Annotated in this window: 15 protein-coding genes; 11 read left to right on the top strand and 4 right to left on the bottom strand. The window is 76.1% G+C overall.

The features are described 5' to 3' along the window. The first annotated feature begins 74 nt into the window (after nt 1-74). From ACFVNO_RS20065 to ACFVNO_RS20110, 10 genes are all read left to right on the top strand, one after another. Entirely contained in the window at nt 75-1727 is a 1653-nt protein-coding gene (locus ACFVNO_RS20065) for a carbamoyltransferase (RefSeq protein WP_378894570.1), read from the top strand. Continuing rightward, a complete protein-coding gene (locus ACFVNO_RS20070; RefSeq protein WP_378894572.1) occupies nt 1724-3223 on the top strand; it encodes an HAD-IIIA family hydrolase in 1500 nt (499 codons plus the stop codon). The genes ACFVNO_RS20065 and ACFVNO_RS20070 overlap by 4 nt, the downstream gene beginning before the upstream one ends. Beyond that, nucleotides 3220-4239 carry a glycosyltransferase family 9 protein gene (locus ACFVNO_RS20075; protein WP_355259453.1) on the top strand — a complete coding sequence of 340 codons (1020 nt, stop codon included), beginning with the start codon at nt 3220-3222 and terminating at the stop codon, nt 4237-4239. Before ACFVNO_RS20070 ends, ACFVNO_RS20075 begins: the two co-directional genes overlap by 4 nt. Then, nucleotides 4236-5264 (top strand): glycosyltransferase, encoded by a 1029-nt coding sequence (locus tag ACFVNO_RS20080; protein ID WP_355259456.1) that lies wholly within the window; start codon nt 4236-4238, stop codon nt 5262-5264. The genes ACFVNO_RS20075 and ACFVNO_RS20080 overlap by 4 nt, the downstream gene beginning before the upstream one ends. Further along, the gene (locus ACFVNO_RS20085; protein WP_378894577.1) at nt 5261-6520 is read left to right on the top strand and encodes a glycosyltransferase; all 1260 of its coding nucleotides are present in this window, start codon (nt 5261-5263) and stop codon (nt 6518-6520) included. The genes ACFVNO_RS20080 and ACFVNO_RS20085 overlap by 4 nt, the downstream gene beginning before the upstream one ends. Then, the gene (locus ACFVNO_RS20090; RefSeq protein WP_355259462.1) at nt 6520-7128 is read left to right on the top strand and encodes an SIS domain-containing protein; all 609 of its coding nucleotides are present in this window, start codon (nt 6520-6522) and stop codon (nt 7126-7128) included. The genes ACFVNO_RS20085 and ACFVNO_RS20090 overlap by 1 nt, the downstream gene beginning before the upstream one ends. Beyond that, nucleotides 7125-8501, top strand: a complete 1377-nt coding sequence (locus ACFVNO_RS20095; protein ID WP_378894580.1) for a PfkB family carbohydrate kinase — start codon at nt 7125-7127, stop codon at nt 8499-8501. The genes ACFVNO_RS20090 and ACFVNO_RS20095 overlap by 4 nt, the downstream gene beginning before the upstream one ends. Before the next feature lie 44 nt (nt 8502-8545). Beyond that, nucleotides 8546-9232, top strand: coding sequence for an SDR family oxidoreductase (locus tag ACFVNO_RS20100; protein WP_355259468.1), 687 nt, complete (start codon nt 8546-8548; stop codon nt 9230-9232). Between the two features lie 41 nt (nt 9233-9273). Next, entirely contained in the window at nt 9274-10260 is a 987-nt protein-coding gene (locus ACFVNO_RS20105; RefSeq protein ID WP_378894584.1) for an NAD-dependent epimerase/dehydratase family protein, read from the top strand. Between the two features lie 71 nt (nt 10261-10331). Continuing rightward, nucleotides 10332-11180 (top strand): glycosyltransferase, encoded by an 849-nt coding sequence (locus ACFVNO_RS20110; RefSeq protein ID WP_355259609.1) that lies wholly within the window; start codon nt 10332-10334, stop codon nt 11178-11180. Nucleotides 11181-11406: 226 nt separating this feature from the next. On the opposite strand, the gene ACFVNO_RS20115 is transcribed toward ACFVNO_RS20110, so the two are convergent. Further along, nucleotides 11407-13497: a catalase gene (locus ACFVNO_RS20115; protein WP_355259471.1), complete on the bottom strand. Its 2091-nt coding sequence runs from the start codon at nt 13495-13497 to the stop codon at nt 11407-11409. Nucleotides 13498-13689: 192 nt separating this feature from the next. On the opposite strand from ACFVNO_RS20115, the gene ACFVNO_RS20120 reads away from it, so the two are divergent. Beyond that, nucleotides 13690-14544, top strand: coding sequence for an SDR family oxidoreductase (locus tag ACFVNO_RS20120; RefSeq protein ID WP_355259474.1), 855 nt, complete (start codon nt 13690-13692; stop codon nt 14542-14544). Between the two features lie 94 nt (nt 14545-14638). Here the strand turns inward: ACFVNO_RS20120 and ACFVNO_RS20125 are convergent, their stop codons facing one another. Genes ACFVNO_RS20125 through ACFVNO_RS20135 form a run of 3 tightly spaced genes read right to left on the bottom strand, consistent with a single transcriptional unit; the run spans nt 14639 to nt 18154 of the window. Then, nucleotides 14639-16444, bottom strand: coding sequence for a thiamine pyrophosphate-requiring protein (locus tag ACFVNO_RS20125; RefSeq protein WP_378894588.1), 1806 nt, complete (start codon nt 16442-16444; stop codon nt 14639-14641). A 59-nt stretch (nt 16445-16503) separates the two neighbouring features. Further along, nucleotides 16504-16911 carry a ChaB family protein gene (locus tag ACFVNO_RS20130; RefSeq protein ID WP_355259480.1) on the bottom strand — a complete coding sequence of 136 codons (408 nt, stop codon included), beginning with the start codon at nt 16909-16911 and terminating at the stop codon, nt 16504-16506. Nucleotides 16912-16969: 58 nt separating this feature from the next. Further along, on the bottom strand, nt 16970-18154 hold the full coding sequence (locus ACFVNO_RS20135; RefSeq protein WP_355259483.1) for an alcohol dehydrogenase catalytic domain-containing protein: 1185 nt from the start codon (nt 18152-18154) through the stop codon (nt 16970-16972). Nucleotides 18155-18307 lie beyond the last annotated feature (153 nt).

Here is an 18307-nt window from a genome sequence, read left to right on the forward strand (position 1 = left end):
ACCGTTCCCGCAGGTAGTCGAGTGCTTGCGTCGAGCATCGGCTCGCCGGTCCGTGGAGAGGGGGAGGAACCGCAATGCGTGTCCTGGGTGTGAACGCGGTCTTCCATGACCCGGCCGCAGCGCTGGTCGTGGACGGCCGCACGGTGGCCGCGGCCGAGGAGGAGCGCTTCTCGCGCCGCAAGCACGGGAAGGAGCCGGTCCCCTTCTCCACCTGGGAGCTGCCGGTGGCGGCGATGCGCTGGTGCCTGGAGGAGGGCGGGCTGTCGCCGCGGGACCTGGACGCGGTCACCTACTCCTACCACCCGGACCTGGCCGACCCCGACGGGCCGGGGCAGGACGCCCGCTGGGAGCACCTGCGTCTGTTCTACGTCGAACGGGCGCCGCACTTCCTGGCGTCGGCGCTGCCCGGGCTGGACCGCAGGCGGGTCGTCCACGTGGCCCACCACGTGGCCCACGCCGCGTCGGCGGTCTTCGCGGCGCCCCCGTTCGAGGGCCGCCGCGACTGCGTGGTCCTGGTCGCCGACGGCCGGGGCGAGTCCGGGTCCCACCTGGTCGGCTCCTACACCGGCGGGGAGTTCGAGGTGCTGGTCCGCCAGCCGCTGCCGGACTCGCTGGGGCTGGTCTACGAGGAGCTGACCGAGCACCTGGGCTTCCACCGCTCCAGTGACGAGTACAAGGTGATGGCCCTGGCCTCCTACGGGAGGCCGACGATGCTCGACGCGGTCCGCGAGCACCTGCGGTACGAGGGGGAGGGGCGGGTGCGCGCCCGCGACGTGCCCTGGGAGTCCCTGGCCCCCGCCCGCAGCCCCGGTACCGAGCCCGGGCCCGAGCACGCCGACCTGGCCGCGAGCGTCCAGGAGGCCGTGGAGGAGGCGCTCCTGGGCGTCGTGGGCTGGGCGTACGAGCGCACGGGCCTGCGGCGGCTGACCATGGCGGGCGGTGTCGCGCTCAACTGCGTCGCCAACAGCCGGGTCTTCCGCGAGGGCCCCTTCGACGACGTGTGGGTCCAGCCCGCTGCGGGGGACGCGGGGACCGCCCTGGGAGGGGCGCTGTACGTGGCGGCCAAGACCGGCGACGACCCGCAGCCGATGCCCGGCGCGGACCTGGGGCGCTCCTGGGACGAGGACGAGCTGGCCGCCCTGCTGCGCGACGCCGAGGTCGACATGGAGCGCCCCGCGGACCTGCCCGCGGCGGTCGCCGCCGCGCTGGCGGACAACGCCCTGGTGGCGTGGTTCCAGGGCCGTTCGGAGTACGGTCCGCGGGCGCTGGGGCACCGCTCCCTGCTGGCGCACCCCGCCGACCCGGCGAACCTGGAGCGCCTGAACCGGGTCAAGGGGCGGGAGCGGTTCCGGCCGGTGGCCCCGATGGTGGCGCAGGAGCGGGCCCCGGAGATCTTCTTCGGCGGCCCCCTGCCCAGCCCGTACATGCTCTTCGTGCACCAGGTGGCGCAGGAGTGGCGTGATCGCATCCCGGCGGTCGTCCACGTGGACGGCACGGCCCGGGTGCAGACGGTCTCCGCGACGGACGAGCCGCTCACCGCCCGCCTGCTGTCGGAGTTCGAGCGCCGGACGGGCCTGCCGGTCCTGGTCAACACCAGCCTCAACACCGCCGGGCGGCCGATGGTGGACTCGCCCCGGGACGCGCTGGAGTGCTTCGGGTCCGCGCCGGTGGACGTGCTGGCCATCGGCCCGTTCCTCGTGCGCCGCCGCCGGGGTGAGGCGGCGTGAGCGCGCGCGTGGAGTACGCGGTGGTCGTGCCCACGGTGGGCCGCGAGAGCCTGGCGCGGGCGCTGCGGCCGCTGGTGGAGGCGCCCGAGGGGGCGGCGCCGCGGGAGATCGTGGTGGTCGACGACCGGCCGCTCGGGCGGGGCGCTCCGCTGGAGGTGCCCGACCACCCGCGGTTGCGCGTGCTCGGCAGCGGCGGCCGCGGTCCCGCGGCCGCCCGCCAGGCCGGGTGGCACTCCTGCCGGGCGCCGTGGATCGTGTTCCTGGACGACGACGTCGCCCCGCCCGGCGACTGGGCCGCGCGCCTGTGCGAGGACCTGGACGGCCGCCCGGAGGACGTGGGCGGCGTCCAGGGGCGGATCGTCGTCCCGCCGCCCGAGGGCCGCGCGCCCACCGACGCCGAGCGGGCCACGCTGGCGCTGGCGGGGGCGCGGTGGATCACGGCGGACATGGCCTACCGCAGGTCCGCCCTGGAACGGGTCGGCGGCTTCGACGTCCGGTTCCGCCGGGCCTACCGGGAGGACACCGACCTGGCCCTGCGCGTGGTGGACGCGGGCTTTCGCCTGGAGTGGGGCGACCGGGTGTGCGTCCACCCCCTGCGCGGGGGCGGCCGGCTGCGGAGCCTGGGCGCCCAGCGCGGCAACGCCGACGACGTGCTCATGGACCGCCTGCACGGGCGGGGCTGGCGGCGGCGGGTCGGCGAGGGCCGCGGGGCGCTGCGGCGGCACGTGGTGACGACGGCCGTCCTGGCCGCGGCGGTCGGGGCCGCCCTGGCCGGGCGCCGGCTCCCCGCCGGGGCGCTGGCGCTGTGGTGGGCGGGGCGCACCGCACGATTCGCCCTGGAGCGGGTGCGCCCGGGGCCGCGGACCTTCGCCGAGGTCGCCGACATGGCGGTGACCAGCGCGGCCGTTCCGCCCCTGGCGTGCCTGCACCGGCTGCGGGGGGCGGTGGTCCACGCGGGCGCGTCCCGGCGCCCGGCGGTGCGCGCGGTCCTGTTCGACCGGGACGGCACGCTCATCGAGGACGTCCCCTACAACGGGGACCCCGACCGGGTGCGCCCGCGCCCGGGCGCCGCCCGGGCGGTGGAGCTGGCGGTCCGCTGCGGCCTGTCGGTCGCGGTGGTCAGCAACCAGTCGGGGATCGCCCGGGGGCTGCTGACCGAGCGGGAGGTCGGTGCGGTCAACGAGCGGGTGGAGCGCCTCCTGGGCCGCTTCGACGCCTGGTGCGTGTGCCCCCACGGGGAGGACGACGGCTGCGCCTGCCGCAAACCGGCGCCGGGGCTGGTGCGCGAGGCGGCGGAGCGGTTGGGCGTGCGCCCGTACGAGTGCGCCGTGATCGGCGACATCGGCTCCGACGTGGAGGCGGCCCGGGCCGCCGGGGCGCGCGGGATCCTGGTGCCCACCGCGGCCACGCGCGGGGAGGAGCGCCGTGCGGCCCCCGAGTCGGCGGCCGACCCGTTCGGCGCCGTGGTGCGGCTGCTCGGCGGAGGTGCGCCGTGAGGGCGGGCACGGTCCTGGTGGCCCGCCCGGACGGGATGGGCGACGTCCTGCTGTCCGGCCCGGCGGTGCGGGCCGTGGCCCGGCACGCGGACCGGGTCGTCTACCTGGCCGGGCCGCGCGGGGCCGGTGCGGCCCGGATGCTGCCCGGCGTGGACCGGGTGATCACCTGCACGGTGCCGTGGATCGCGGCCGACCCGCCGCCGGTGGACCCGGTGCGGGTGCGGCGCCTGGTGCGCCTGCTCGCCGGCCTGGGCATCGACCGCGCGGTCCTGCCCACCTCCTTCCACCAGTCGCCGCTGCCCCTGGCGCTGGTGCTGCGCATGGCCGGGGTGCCGTGGATCGGGGCCATCAGCGAGGACTACCCCGGGAGCCTGCTCGACGTCCGCCACCGGGTGGAGGAGGGGCTGCCCGAGACGGAGCGGATGCTCTCCCTGGTCCGGGCCTGCGGGATGGAGCCGGCGCCGGGCGACGACGGGCTGCCCGCGGTGCGCGGGCCCCTGCCCGACACCCGGGGGCTCACCGGGCCGGACGGGTACACGGTGGTGCACACCGGCTCCGACGCCCCCGCCCGGGCGATCCCCGCGTCCAAGGCGGGGGAGATCGTGGCGGCGCTGCGCGCCCGCGGCGGCCGCGTCGTCCTGACCGGTTCGGCCGAGGAGGCCGACCGGGTGCCCCGGGCGCACGGGGACCCGGGCGTGGTGGTCCTGGCCGGGCGCACCCGCCTGCCGGAACTGGCCGGGGTGCTGTCCCGGGCGGCGGCCGCGGTGTGCGGGAACACGGGGCCGGCCCACCTGGCCGCGGCGGTGCGCACCCCCGTGGTGTCCCTGTTCTCGCCGGTGGTCCCCGCGGCCGTGTGGGCGCCGCGCGGTTCCCGGGTCCGGGTCCTGGGGGACCAGGGCGCCCGGTGCGCGGGCAGCCGGGCGCGGGTGTGCCCGGTGCCGGGCCACCCCTGCCTGTCCGGTGTCTCCCCCGAGAGCGTTCTGGCCGCCGTCGACGAGATACGGGAGGACCGATGACCGTGACCGATGGGGAGGAGCGGACCTCCCCGGCGGGGGAGCGCGCGCCGGTGCGCGGGCGCCGCATCCTGCTCTGGCACGTCCACGGGTCGTGGACCACCGCCTTCGTGCAGGGGGCGCACACCTTCCTGCTGCCGGTGACGCCGGACCGGGGCCCCGACGGCCGGGGGCGTGCGCGCACCTGGGACTGGCCCGACCGGGCCCGCGAGGTGCCCTGGGAGGAGGTGGGCGCGAGCGAGCCGGACCTGGTGGTGCTCCAGCGCCCCCACGAGGTCGGGCTGGCCGAGCGGCTGCTGGGCCGTGTCCCGGGGCGGGACGTGCCCGCGGTGTACGTGGAACACAACACGCCGCGCGGGGACGTGCCGCTGACCCGGCACCCCCTCGCCGACCGCGACGACATCCCGGTCGTGCACGTCACCGGGTTCAACGCCCTGATGTGGGACTGCGGGCGGGCGCCGGTGCGCGTGGTGGAGCACGGGGTCCCCGACCCCGGCCACCGGCGGGTCGCCCGGGAGCCGCGCGCGGGGGTGGTCGTCAACGAGCCGCTGCGCCGCTGGCGGTTCACGGGCACCGACCTCCTCGCCGGCCTGGCCGAGGAGGTCCCCCTGGACCTGTTCGGGATGGGGGTGGAGGGCGTCCCCGAGCACCTGGGGACCCCGCAGGGGCGCATCCGCGTCCGCGAGGACCTGCCCCAGGCGCTGATGCACGACGAGCTGTCCCGGACCAGCGTCTACGTCCACACGTCGAGGTGGACCTCGCTGGGGCTGTCCCTCATCGAGGCCATGATGCTCGGCCTGCCGGTGGTCGCGCTCGGCGCGACCGAGGCCTACGAGGCGGTGCCGGCCGGGGCGGGGGCGGTCTCCACCGACCCCCGTTTCCTGGCGGAGGCGGCCCGGTCCTTCGTCGAGGACCCCGGGCTGGCCGAACGGGTCGGCGCGCAGGCCCGGCGGGCCGCGCTGCGCCGCTACGGACTCACCAGGTTCCTGGACGACTGGGACCGGTTGATCGAGGAGGTGACGGGATGAGGATCGCCATGGTCTCCGAGCACGCCAGCCCTCTGGCCGCGATCGGGGGCGAGGACGCGGGAGGGCAGAACGTCCATGTGGCCGAGCTGGCCCTGGCGCTGGCCGAACGCGGGCACGAGGTGGTCGTCCACACGCGTCGCACCGACGTCCACAGACCCGACACGGTGTCGGTGGGGCCGGGCCTACGGGTCGAGCACGTGCGGGCGGGGCCCGAGCAGCCGGTGCCCAAGGACGAACTCCTCCCCTACATGGGCGAGTTCGCGCGGCGGCTGCGCGCCTCCTGGCGCGTGGACCGCCCCGACGTGGTCCACGCCCACTTCTGGATGAGCGGGCAGGCCTCGCTGGAGGCGGCCGGGCGGCTCGGCCTGCCGGTGGTGGAGACCTTCCACGCCCTGGGGGTGGTCAAGGCGCGCCACCAGGGCACGGCCGACACCAGCCCGCGGGAGAGGATCCCGGTCGAGCGGGCGGTGGCCGCCCGCAGCGAGCTGGTCGTGGCGACCTCGGCGGAGGAGAGGCGCGAACTCCTGTCCTGGGGGATCGCCCCGGGGCGGGTCGCCGTGGTGCCGTGCGGGGTGGACACGCACAGGTTCACCCCCGCGGGCCCGGCCGCCCCGCGCCCGCGGGGCGAGCGCGTGCGCCTGCTCAGCCTGGGCCGCCTGGTGCCCCGCAAGGGGGTGGACACGGTGATCCGCGCCCTGGCGGGGGTCCCCGGCGCCGAGCTGCTGGTGGCGGGCGGGCCCGCGCCGGGGCGTCTGGACCGGGACCCGGAGGTGGGGCGGCTGCGCGGGATCGCCGCCCGGGAGGGGGTCGCCGACCGGGTGCGCTTCCTGGGGGCGGTGGACCGGTCGGAGGTGCCGGCGCTGCTGCGCTCGTGCGACATCGCCGTGAACCTGCCCTGGTACGAGCCGTTCGGGATGTCCACGGTCGAGGCCATGGCCTGCGGCGTCCCGGTGGTCGCCTCCCGGGTCGGCGGCCACCTCGACACCGTGGTCCACGGGGAGACCGGCCTGCTGACGCCCGAGCGCGACCCGCGCACGGCGGCCGACGCGATCGCCTGGCTCGCCTCGGACCCGCAGACCCGCGCGGAGTTCGGGGCGGCCGCCGCCGAGCGCGCCCGGTCCCTGTACTCGTGGGCCGAGGTGGCCCGGGGCAGCGAGGAGTGCTACCGCGGGCTGCTGGGTCCGCGCACGGTCCCGCTCCCCGGCAGGGAGCGGCCCGAGCCGATCGCCGCCGTCCGGCGGGGGGAGGGGGAGTGATGCACGGCCACCTGCGGTCCCTGGCGGCGGCGCTGGAGCTGACCGACGCCGGGCGCGTGGAGGAGTGGGGCGTCCTGGCCGCCGGCAGGCTCGGTGCGGGGCACCGCCTGTTCGGCTGCGGCAACGGGGGCAGCGCCGCCGAGGCCCAGCACCTGACGGCGGAGCTGACCGGGCGCTTCGAGGGGGAGCGGGAGCCGCTGTCGGCGATCGCCCTGCACGCGGAGACCTCCAGTGTGACCGCCATCGCCAACGACTACGGCTACCGGCGGGTGTACGAGCGCCAGCTGCGCGCCCACGCCCGCAGCGGGGACCTGCTGGTGTGCATGTCCACCAGCGGGAGCAGCGCCAACGTGCTGGCCGCCGCGGAGGCGGCCCGGGAGCTGGGGGTGCTGTGCTGGTCGCTGACCGGGCCCGGCCCCACGGTGCTGGAATCGCTCAGCGACGAGACCGTGGCGGTGCCCGCGCCCGACACGTCCACGGTGCAGGAGGTGCACCTGGCCCTGGTGCACGTGTTCTGTTCGGGGGTGGAGCGGGGACTGAGGGAGCGTGCGGCGTCGGTGCCCTCGCCCCGGGAGGCGGCGGCCGCACGGGAGAGGGGGGCGACGTGAACTCCGCAGCGGGAACGATCGCGGTGCTGGGGGACGCCCTGCTCGACGTCGACCTGCGGGGGACCTCCCACCGGGACTGCCCCGACGCGCCCGCGCCGGTAGTGGAGGACGCGGCCGCGCGCCACCGGCCCGGGGGCGCGGCCCTGGCCGCCCACCGCGCGGCCCGCGGCGGGCGGGCCGTCACCCTGGTCACGGGGCTCGGGCGGGACGCCGCCGCCGAGACCCTGGCCGGGGTGCTGGGGGCGCGGGTGCGCCTGGTGGGCCTGCCCATGGCCGCCGGCACCCCCACCAAGACGAGGATCATGGCGGACGGCCGCACCGTCGCCCGGGTGGACGGCGGGGGCGGCCGGATCGACGGGGCGGTGGACCGGGACGCCGTCGCGGGTGCGCTGGCGGGCGCCGACGCCGTGCTGGTCTCGGACTACGGCCGGGGGCTGACGTCGCGCCCGGAGGTGCGCGACCTGCTGGCCGCGTGCGCGGAGCGGGTCCCGCTGGTGTGGGACCCCCACCCCCGGGGGGCGCCGCCCGTGCCGGGGGCATGGGTGGTGACGCCCAACGCCGCCGAGGCCGGTGTGGAGGACGGCGACCCCGGCGCGGCCCTGGAGCGGGCCGCCCACCTGGCCCGCACCTGGCGGGCCCGCTGCGTGGCCGTCACCCTGGGGGAGGACGGCGCGGTCCGGGCCGATCCGCGGGGGGAGGGCGAGCGGGTGCGCGCCGTCCCCGCGGCAGGGGGGTCCGACCCCTGCGGCGCGGGCGACGCCTTCGCGGCGGCCTGCGCGGCGGCCCTGGCCGACGGGCGGGGCGAGGCCGCCGCCGTCCGGGTGGGGGTGGCCGCGGCGTCGGAGTTCGTCGCCGGCGGCGGGGCGGGGGCGTTCGCCCCGGAGGGGGAGCGCGGCCCCGAGGCGCTCGGCGCGCTCACGGGGGCGGCCGGAGCCCTCTCCCGCCGCGGCGGGGAGCGCCTGGTGGCGACCGGGGGCTGCTTCGACATCCTGCACGCCGGGCACGTGGAGCTGCTCCGGTACGCCCGCCGCCTGGGGGACCGGCTCGTGGTCCTGCTCAACAGCGACGCCTCCGTGCGGGCCCTCAAGGGGGAGGGCCGCCCCGTGGTGGGGGAGGCGGACCGGGCCCGGCTGCTGGCGGCGCTGGACTGCGTCGACGGGGTGCGGATCTTCGACGACCCCACCCCGGTGCGGGAGCTGGCGCGCCTGCGGCCCGACGTGTGGGTCAAGGGCGGCGACTACGAGGCGTCCCGGATGCCGGAGACGCCGGTGGTGCGCTCCTGGGGCGGGGACGTGGTCACGGTCCCGCTCATCCCGGGGCGGTCCACCACAGGGATCATCACGCGCATACGCGGCCGGGAGGCCGTGTCGTGAACCGCGCCCGGACCGGGTGCGGAGGACAGGGAGAGGAGGGGGACATGGTCTCCTTGGGGAACACCGTCATCACCGGAGGCGCGTCCGGGCTGGGCGCGGCGACGGTCCGCGCCGTACAGGACGCGGGCGGCAAGCCGATCGTGCTCGACCGCCGCCATCCCGGCGGGGACGTGCCGTTCGAGCAGGTCGACGTGGCCGAGCGCGAAGAGGTGGAGCTGGCGGTCCGGCGGGTGGTCGAGCGGCACGGCCGCATCGACGCCGTCGTCAACGCCGCGGGCATCGACGCCTGCGGTTCGCTGACCGACGTGCCCGCGGCCGACTGGGAGAAGGTCCTGGCGGTCAACCTGCTCGGGACCGCCGCCGTCACCCGGGCCGCCCTGCCCCACCTGCGCGACTCCGGGGGGAGGGTGGTCAACTGCGCCTCGACCCTGGGGGTGCGCGCGGTGGGGGACGCCACCGCCTACTGCGCGTCCAAGTTCGGGGTGGTGGGGTTCACCCGCGCGCTGGCGGCGGAGACCGCCGGGCAGGTGGGGGTCACCCTGCTGATCCCCGGGGGCATGAACACCGCCTTCTTCGACGGCAGGCCCGAGCAGTACCGGCCCGGGCCCGACGCCGCCCTCAACGACCCCGAGCACGTCGCCGAGGCCGTCCTGTTCGCCCTCACCCGCCCGGCCGGGTGCGAGGTGCGCGAGATGGTCGTGTGCCCCGCGCAGGAGGTCTCCTGGCCCTGACCGGACGTCCCAGGCCCGACGGCACGAGGAGGGAGACGCACGTGGAGACGGTGACGCACTGGGGGAGGACGGTGGTGACCGGCGGGGCGGGGTTCCTCGGCGGCCACCTGTGCGAACGGCTGCTGGAGCAGGGGGCGGAGGTGGTGTGCCTGGACAACTTCGCGACCGGGCGCCCGGGCAACGTGGAGCACCTGTTCGGGCACCCCCGCTTCCGGCTGAAGGAGGCCGACCTCGTCCGGCCGGTCGAGGTCGAGGGGCCGGTGGACACCGTGTTCCACCTGGCCTCGGCGGCCTCGCCGCCCGACTACCTGCGCCTGCCGGTGGAGACGCTGGAGGCGGGCAGCCTGGGCACCCGCAACGCCCTGGCGCTGGCGGAGGAGGGCGGGGCCCGGTTCGTCCTGGCCTCCACCAGCGAGGTGTACGGCGACCCGCTGGAGTACCCGCAGCGGGAGACGTACTGGGGCAACGTGAACCCGGTCGGGCCCCGCAGCGTGTACGACGAGGCCAAGAGGTACGCGGAGTCGCTGGTCATGGCCCACGGCCGGGCCCGGGGGGCCGACGTGGGGATCGCGCGCATCTTCAACAGCTACGGCCCGCGGATGAGGGCCGACGACGGGCGGCTGGTGCCCACCTTCGTCAACCAGGCGCTGGAGGGCAGGCCGCTGACCGTCGCCGGGGACGGGCGGCAGACGCGGTCGCTGTGCTACGTGGACGACACCGTCCGCGGGCTCATGGCGCTGGGCGCCCGGCGCGGGGTGCGCGGGCCGGTCAACATCGGCAGCGACGAGGAGCTGAGCGTGATCTCGCTCGTGGGGCTGGTGGCCTCCCTGACCGGGACGCGGTCGGGGGTCGTGTTCGTCGAACGCCCCGAGGACGACCCGCGGTTCCGCCGGCCCGACATCCGGCTCGCCCGGGAGCTCCTGGGGTGGGAGCCCAGGACGCGGGTGCGCGAGGGGATGCGGCGCACCATCGACCACTTCGTGGAGCTGCGGAACCGCTCGGGGAGGGCGGTCGCGTCGAACCCGTGAGCACCGCGCCGGGCGGGGACCGCGGGGCCGACGGAGGGGGCCGGGCCGCGGAAGGCGGGCGGGGGCCGCGGGTGACGGTGGTGATCGCCACCCGCGACCGGGTGCGCGAGCTGTGCCGGACGCTGGCCCGGCTGGAGGGGCTGGAGCCCCGGCCCCCGGTCGTGGTCGTGGACAACGGGTCCTCGGACGGCACCGCGGCGGCGGTGCGGGAGCGGTTCCCCGGGGTCCGGGTCCTGCGCCGGGAGCGCAACCTGGGCTGCGCGGCCCGCAACGCGGGGGCGGCCCGGGCGCGCACGCCCTACGTCGCCTTCTGCGACGACGACTCGTGGTGGGAGCCGGGCTCCCTGGAGGCGGCCGCCGACGCGTTGGACGCCCATCCCGGGTGGGGGCTGGTGACCGCGGCCGTCCGGGTGGGGCCGCAGGGGCGCCCGGACCCGGTCACCGAGGCCCAGCTGCGCGCGCCCCTGCCCGGGGGCGGGGCCGAGCCGCGGGTCATGGGGTTCCTGGCCTGTGCCGCGGTGGTGCGGCGCAGCGCGTTCGAGGAGGCCGGCGGGTTCGAGCCGCTGCTGTTCTTCGGCGGCGAGGAGGAGCTGCTGGCCCTGGACCTGGCGGCGGCCGGGTGGGAGCTGCGGCTCCTCCCCGGGGCCGTGGTCCGCCACCACCCCTCCCCGCACCGCCCGCCGGGGCTGCGGCGGGCGGTCCTCCAGGAGCGCAACGCCCTGCTCACGGTGTGGCTGCGCCGCAGGCCCGCGGTCGTCCGGGACCGGACGCTGCGGGTCGCCGCCCGGTGCCCGGCCGACCGGGTCCGGCGGCGCGCGCTGGCGGCGGCGCTGTACCGGCTCCCTGCCGTGCTGGCCCGGCGCCGGCGCCTGCCCGCCCGGGTGGAGGAGGAGCTGGAGGCGGCCCAGCGCGCCGCGTGACACGGGGCCGGACACCAAGGGCTGCGCGCCTCGGGGCCCATGTGGGTCACGGGGACCACGGAGGTCACGAGGGACGTGGGGAGCCTGGGGCCACGGGGGCGCGTGGGCCTCGGGGGTCGGGGACGTGGGGAATCCGGGGGCACGGGAACGCGTGGAGCACGGGAGACATGGGGAGGGGCCGTGCCGGCGGGTGGCGCGGCCCCTCGTAGTGGGTCGGGGCGCGGGGTCAGGCCGGGACGGCGTCGGTGGGCCGGTCCCAGACGCGGTGCAGCCCGATGAGCCGGGAGAACTCGGCGGCGCAGGTGCCGTCGGCCTCCGGGGCCACGACCACGCCCAGCTCCTCCCGGGTCCGCTGCGCCGGGGTGACCGCGTGCTCGGGCAGCGGCGGCGCGATCCCCAGCTCCGCGCCCGCGCCCACCAGGGCCAGCGGCTTGTGGTGCTTGTAGGCCTCCAGCACGAAGTGGCGGGCCATGCCGTCCCCGGACAGGGCCGTGACGGCGTCGGCGCCGTCGGGCACCGCCACCGCGTCGTAGAGCACCGAGGACATCGTGGGCAGCGCACGGTCCACGGCCAGGGTCCCCCCGTCGGAGGTGCGCACCGTCCCGTCGGTGACGGCCAGCAGTTCCACGACGGCGCCCTCGGCCGTCAGCGGTTCGCGCAGCCCCTCCACGCTCGCCGCGTCCACGCCGTCGGCGACCAGGATCGCGACCTTGCGGCCCACCACCGACCCGAAGGCCGTCTCGGCCTGGCTGAGCGCGGGCGAGGACCGCCCGTGGTTGGGCGAGGCCCCCTGCGCGGGCGCCTCCACGCCCACCCCCCGGGCCACGGCCACCGCCAGGTCGTGGTCGACGTTGGTGAGGTTGGCGACCACCCGCCGGCGCACCTCCGGCTCCTCGCACTTGCCCAGCTCGAAGCGGAACGCCGCGACGAGGTGCTCGCGCTCCCAGGACGCCAGGCTGTTGTAGAACAGGGTGGCCTGGGAGTAGTGGTCCTTGAAGCTCTCCGCCCGCTCGCGGATCTTGTGCCCCTCGACCTTCTCCGTGTAGTGCCGGTAGACGCCCTCGTCGGCCAGGGCGGGGCAGCCGCCGCCCAGCGAGTTGGGGAAGTAGGAGGTCCGGCCCCGGTGCACCCGGTGCTGGGCGAACCCGTCCCGCTGGTTGTGGTCGACGGGTGCCAGCGGCCGGTTGACCGGGATCTGCTGGAAGTTGGAGCCGCCCAGCCGCAGCAGCTGGGTGTCCAGGTAGGAGAAGTTGCGGGCCTGGAGCAGCGGGTCGTTGGTGAAGTCGATCCCCGGCACCACGTTGGCGGTGTGGAAGGCGACCTGCTCGGTCTCGGCGAAGAAGTTGTCGGGGTTGCGGTCCAGGGTGAGCCTCCCGACCGGCCGGACCGGCACCTGCTCCTCCGGGATGATCTTGGTGGCGTCCAGCAGGTCGAAGTCGAACGCGTGCTCGTCCTCCTCCGGGACCAGCTGCACGCCCAGCTCCCACTCGGGGAACTGCCCGCGCTCGATGGACTCCCACAGGTCGCGGCGGTTGAAGTCGGGGTCCTTGCCCTGGATGCGCTGCGCCTCGTCCCACACCAGGGAGTGGGTGCCCAGCAGCGGCTTCCAGTGGAACTTGACGAACGTGCCCCGCCCCGCGCGGTCGACGAACCGGAAGGTGTGCACCCCGAACCCCTGCATGGTCCGGTAGCTGCGCGGCAGCGCCCGGTCCGACATCAGCCACATGATCATGTGGGTGGTCTCCGGCTGGAGGCCGACGAAGTCCCACAGGGTGTCGTGCGCCGACTGCGCCTGCGGGATCTCGTTGTGCGGCTCGGGTTTGACCGCGTGCACGAAGTCGGGGAACTTGATCCCGTCCTGGATGAAGAACACGGGCATGTTGTTGCCGACCAGGTCGTAGTTGCCCTCTTCGGTGTAGAACTTCACCGCGAACCCGCGCACGTCGCGCACCGTGTCGGCCGAGCCGCGCGACCCGGCGACGGTGGAGAAGCGCACGAACACCGGGGTGACGACGTCCGGGCCGCTCAGGAAGTGGGCGGCGGTCACGTCCGACAGGCTCTCGTAGGGGCGGAAGTGCCCGTAGGCGCCCGCGCCGCGGGCGTGCACGACCCGTTCGGGGATGCGCTCGTGGTCGAAGTGGGTGATCTTCTCCCGGGCGTGGAAGTCCTCCAGCAGTGTCGGCCCGCGCGTGCCGGCGGAGAGCGAGTTGTCGGTGTCCTCCACCCGTACGCCGGTGTCGGTGGTCAGCGGACCCTCGGAATCGGTACGGGCGGCGTCCAGCGCCCGGTCCTTGGCGTCGCGCGTCTCGTCGTTCATCTGTACCCCCTGCTCACAGCCGTGGCCTCCGGCTCCGTCCGGGGGCCACTGACCGGTTCGGGCCCCGGGCAAACGCGTGACACGCCCGTACGCCCGGGCGGGCTCCCGGCGGCCCGGGCGGCCGCCCGGGCCATGTGTGAAGGCGGGGGAACCGGGCAGTGGCACGCGGGAAGAGGAGAGGGGGGATCGGTGATGACCGAGAAACGTCCGCCGGCGCAGAGCCAGCCCTATCCGGGGCGCACCGAGCCGATGGATCCCCGGCCGCGCGACGAGATGCGCGACTACCGGGGCAGCGGGCTGCTGGAGGGGAAGCGGGCCCTGATCACCGGAGCCGACTCGGGCATCGGCCGGGCCACCGCGGTGGCCTTCGCCAAGGAGGGGGCCGACGTGGTGTTCGGCTACCTCAGCGAGGACGCCGAGGCACAGCACACGGTGGGCCTGGTGCAGGAGCAGGGGCGGCGCGCCGTGGGGGTGCGCGGCGACCTCGCCGACGAGTCGTACTGCTCCCACCTGGTGGAGCGCGCGGTGGAGGAGCTCGGCGGGATCGACATCCTGGTCGAGCACGCCGCCACCCAGGCGCCGGTGGAGGACATCACCGACCTGACCACCGAACAGCTGCGCCGGACGTTCGACGTCAACGTCATGGGGGTGTTCTGGACGGTGCGCGAGGCCGTGCCGCACATCCCCGAGGGCGGGTCGATCATCATCACCGGGTCGATCAACGGGCTGCGCGGCAACGACACGCTCATCGACTACGCGGCGAGCAAGTCCGCGGTGATGAACCTGTCGCTGTCGCTCTCCCAGGCCCTCATGGACCGCGGTATCCGGGTGAACTGTGTGGCACCCGGGCCGGTGTGGACGCCGCTCATCCCCGCCACCCTCGGGGAGAAGGGGGCCGAGGGTTTCGGGGAGCAGGCGCCGATGGGCAGGGCGGCCGATCCGGACGAGATCGCGCCCTCCTACGTGTTCTTCGCCAGTGGGCGGCTGTCGTCGTACTACACGGGGGAGACGCTGGCGCCGACCGGCGGCGAGATCCAGGCCGGCTGACCGCGCGCGGGGGGCGGGGCGGACCCGGTCCGCCCCGCCCCTTCGTGTCCGGCGGTGCCCCCGTGCCGCCGGGCGGTGTGCCCGGCCGGCGCGGTCAGCCGCTGCCGGGGAAGAACTCCCGGGCCTTGGCGGCCAGGCCCCGGACCGCCACGCCGCGCCGGTCGGGGTCGCCCGACAGCAGGGCCTTGACGGTGTCCACGAGCTGCTCGCGGTCCACCTGGGGCGGGATGGGCGGCATGTCCGCGTCGCAGCGGACGTCGATCAGGGCCGGCCGGTCGGCGGCCAGGGCCCGGTCCCAGGCCGGGCCGACGCCGTCGGGGCCGTCCACGGTGATGCCTACCAGCCCGGCCTGCTCGGCGAAGGCCGCGTACGACAGCTCCGGCAGGTCCTGGGAGAACGGGGTCTTGGGCGATCCGCCCATGGCGCGCAGCTCCCAGGTGACCTGGTTGAGGTCGTTGTTGTGCAGGACGCACACCACCAGCCGGGGGTCGTCCCACAGCTCGTGGTAGCGGCGCGCGGTGAGCATCTCCATGAGCCCGTTCATCTGCATGGCGCCGTCGCCGACCAGGGCGATCGCGGGCCGGTCGGGGTGGGCGAACTTGGCCCCGATGGCGTAGGGGACGGCGCACCCCATGGTCGCCAGCGTGCCCGAGAGGGAGCCGCGCATCTCCGCGCGCATCTTGAGCAGGCGCGCGTACCAGTTGGTGACGGACCCGGAGTCGGCGGTGATCACCGCGTCGTCGGGCGCGCGCAGGGAGAGTTCGTGCACGATCAGCATCGGGTTGACGGGGTCGGCGGGGATGCGGGCCTGGGCGTCCAGGACGTCCCACCAGCGGGCGACGCCCTCCTCGATGGAGGTGCGCCAGCGGCGGCGCGGCCCGGTGAGCTCGTCGGGGCGGTCCAGGCGCTCCAGGAGCGCGCGCAGGGTGGCCTTGGCGTCGCCCACCAGGTTGACCTCGGTGGGGTAGCGCATGCCGATGGCGCCGGGGTCGGTGTCGATCTGCACGGCCCGGCGGCCGAACGGCGGCAGGAACTGGGTGTAGGGCATGTTGGAGCCGACGATGACCAGGGTGTCGCAGTCGCGCATCAGCTCCCAGGAGGGGCGGGTGCCCAGCAGGCCGATGCTGCCGGTGACCTCGGGCAGGTCGTCGGGGAGCACGTCCTTGCCCAGGAGCGCCTTGGCGATGCCGGCGCCGGTGGCGTCGGCCAGGTCCAGGACCTCCTGGCCGGCTCCCCGCGCGCCCTGGCCGATGAGGATCGCGATGCGCTCCCCGGCGTCGATGACCTGCGCGGCCCGGTCCAGCGCGTGGACGGGGGGCAGGGTCCGGGGGTGCTCGTGGAGGCGGTCGGGCGCGCTGGAGGGCACATGCTTGAACGCGTGCTCGGGCGGCGTGTAGTCCAGTTCCTGGACGTCGCCGGGGATGATCAGGACGGTGGGCGCGGAGCGGCCCAGGGCGGTGCGCACGGCCCGGTCCAGGACGTTGGGCAGCTGTTCGGGGACGGTGACGGTGGCCAGGTAGGCGGCGACGTCCTTGAACAGGGAGTGCAGGTCCACCTCCTGCTGGTAGGAGCCGCCCAGCGCGGTGCGGTCGGCCTGGCCGACGATGGCGACGACCGGGACCCGGTCCAGCTTGGCGTCGTAGAGGCCGTTGAGCAGGTGGATGGCGCCGGGGCCGCCGGTGGCCAGGCACACGCCGGGCCCGTCGCCGAACTTGGCGTATCCGACGGCTTCGAAGGCCGACATCTCCTCGTGGCGGCTCTGGACGAAGCGGGGTCCCTCCGGCAGGCGGCCCATCTGGGCGACCAGGCCGTTGATCCCGTCACCGGGGTAGCCGAAGATCTTGGTGACGCCCCACTGCGACAGCCGGCGCAGCAGGTGGTCGGCGACGTTCTGCGTCATGTCTCCCCCTGGGGTGCGGGGGCCGCGGTCGGTGCGCGGCCCCCGCGGGTCGGTGCCGGTCAGCCGCGGGCGCGCTTGGTGCGGGTGCCGCTCTCCTTGCGCAGGGCGTCGACCAGCTCGGCCTTGGTCATCTTGGAGCGCCCCTGGACGCCCAGGCGGCGGGCCTGTTCGTACAGGTGGTCCTTGCTGGCGTTGGCGTCCACACCCCCGGCGGTGCCCTTGGACCCCTTGCGGTTCTTCGCGCCGGGGTCGGAGGCGCGGGAGTCGGAGGCACCCTTGCCGTCCTTGGCCTCCCAGTGGTCGCCGACCTTCTCGAAGGAGTGCTTGACGGCGGCCATGGCCACCCGGTGGGCGCGTTCGCCCTCGCCGTACTGGTCCACGGCCGAGTCGTGGGCCTTGATCCAGGTGCGCTGGGCCTTCTTGGAGGACCTGCGCAGCGTGTCGGGCAGTTCCCGGGTCCCGGGCATGGGACCCACCTCCCTCGTGTGCGTGTCGTGGTGCGGGTGTCGTGCGCGGGCGCGGTGTTCAGGGACGGAAGACGACCTTGACGGCCCCGTCCCGCTTGGCCTGGAACATGGCGTAGGCGTCGGCCGCGTCGTCCAGGGCGACGCGGTGGGTGGCGAAGTCCTCCACCCCCAGGACGTCCCTGTCGTCGAGCAGGGGGAGGATGTCGGGCGCCCAGCGGCGCACGTTGGCCTGCCCCATGCGGAGCTGGATCTGCTTGTCGAACATGGTGAGCATCGGCAGCGGGTCGGCGGTGCCGCCGTAGACCCCGATGACGGAGACGGTGCCGCCCCGGCGGACCAGTTCGATGGCGGTCTGGAGGGCCGCGAGCCGGTCCACGCCCGCGGTCTCCATCAGCTTGGCCGCGGCGCCCTTGGGGAGGAACGAGGTGAGCCGCTGGGCCAGGCGGGCCGAGCCGTGGCCCTGCGCCTCCAGGCCGACGGCGTCGATGACGGCGTCGGGCCCCTGGCCGCGCGTCCGTTCGCGGATCTCGCCGATGAGGCCGTCGGTGCCGTCGGAGGGGTCGAACACCTCGGCGCCGCGGGCGGCGGCGCGGGCGCGCCGCTCCGGCACCGGGTCCACCCCGAAGACCCGGCCCGCGCCCAGGTGGCGGGCCACCCGGCAGCACATGTCGCCGATGGGCCCCAGCCCCAGGACGGCCACGGAGCCGTCCGGCGGGACGTCGGCGTAGCGGACGGCCTGCCAGGCGGTGGGCAGCACGTCGGACAGGTACAGGTACCGCTCGTCGGGGCCCTGGGCCGGGACGGGGATGGCGTTGGCCTCGGCCCGGGGCACGCGCAGGTACTCGGCCTGGGCGCCCGGGACCGATCCGTACAGGGAGCTGTAGCCGTAGATGGGGGCGCCGGTGCCCTGGTCGTCGTCGCGCGTGGTCTCGCACTGGGTCTGGAGGCCGCTCTCGCACATGGCGCAGTGGCCGCAGGAGATCTGGAAGGGGATCACCACGCGGTCGCCGGGCGCCAGCGAGGTCACCCCGGGGCCGGTCTCCTCGACGGTGCCCAGGGCCTCGTGCCCCAGGATGTCGCCCTCGTGCATGAAGGGGCCCAGGACCTCGTACAGGTGCAGGTCGGAGCCGCACAGCCCGGAGCTGCCGACCCGCAGGATCACGTCCGCGGGCTCCTCGATCCGCGGGTCGGGCACCGTCTCGGCGCGCACGTCGCGGGTGCCGTTCCAGACGACAGCCTTCATGCCCCCTCCTCGTGGCCGCAGGTGCTTCGTTCCGTCGTGGGCGGGCCACTACCCGGGCGCCCCGGGGGGAAACACCGGGACACCGGGGGGAACACCGGGGCGCCCGGGGGCGTGTGCGGCGGAGCGCGGCGGGAGGGGGCGGCGCCCTCCCCG

It is taken from the genome of Nocardiopsis sp. NPDC057823 (assembly GCF_042797335.1).
Lineage (GTDB): Bacteria > Actinomycetota > Actinomycetes > Streptosporangiales > Streptosporangiaceae > Nocardiopsis > Nocardiopsis changdeensis.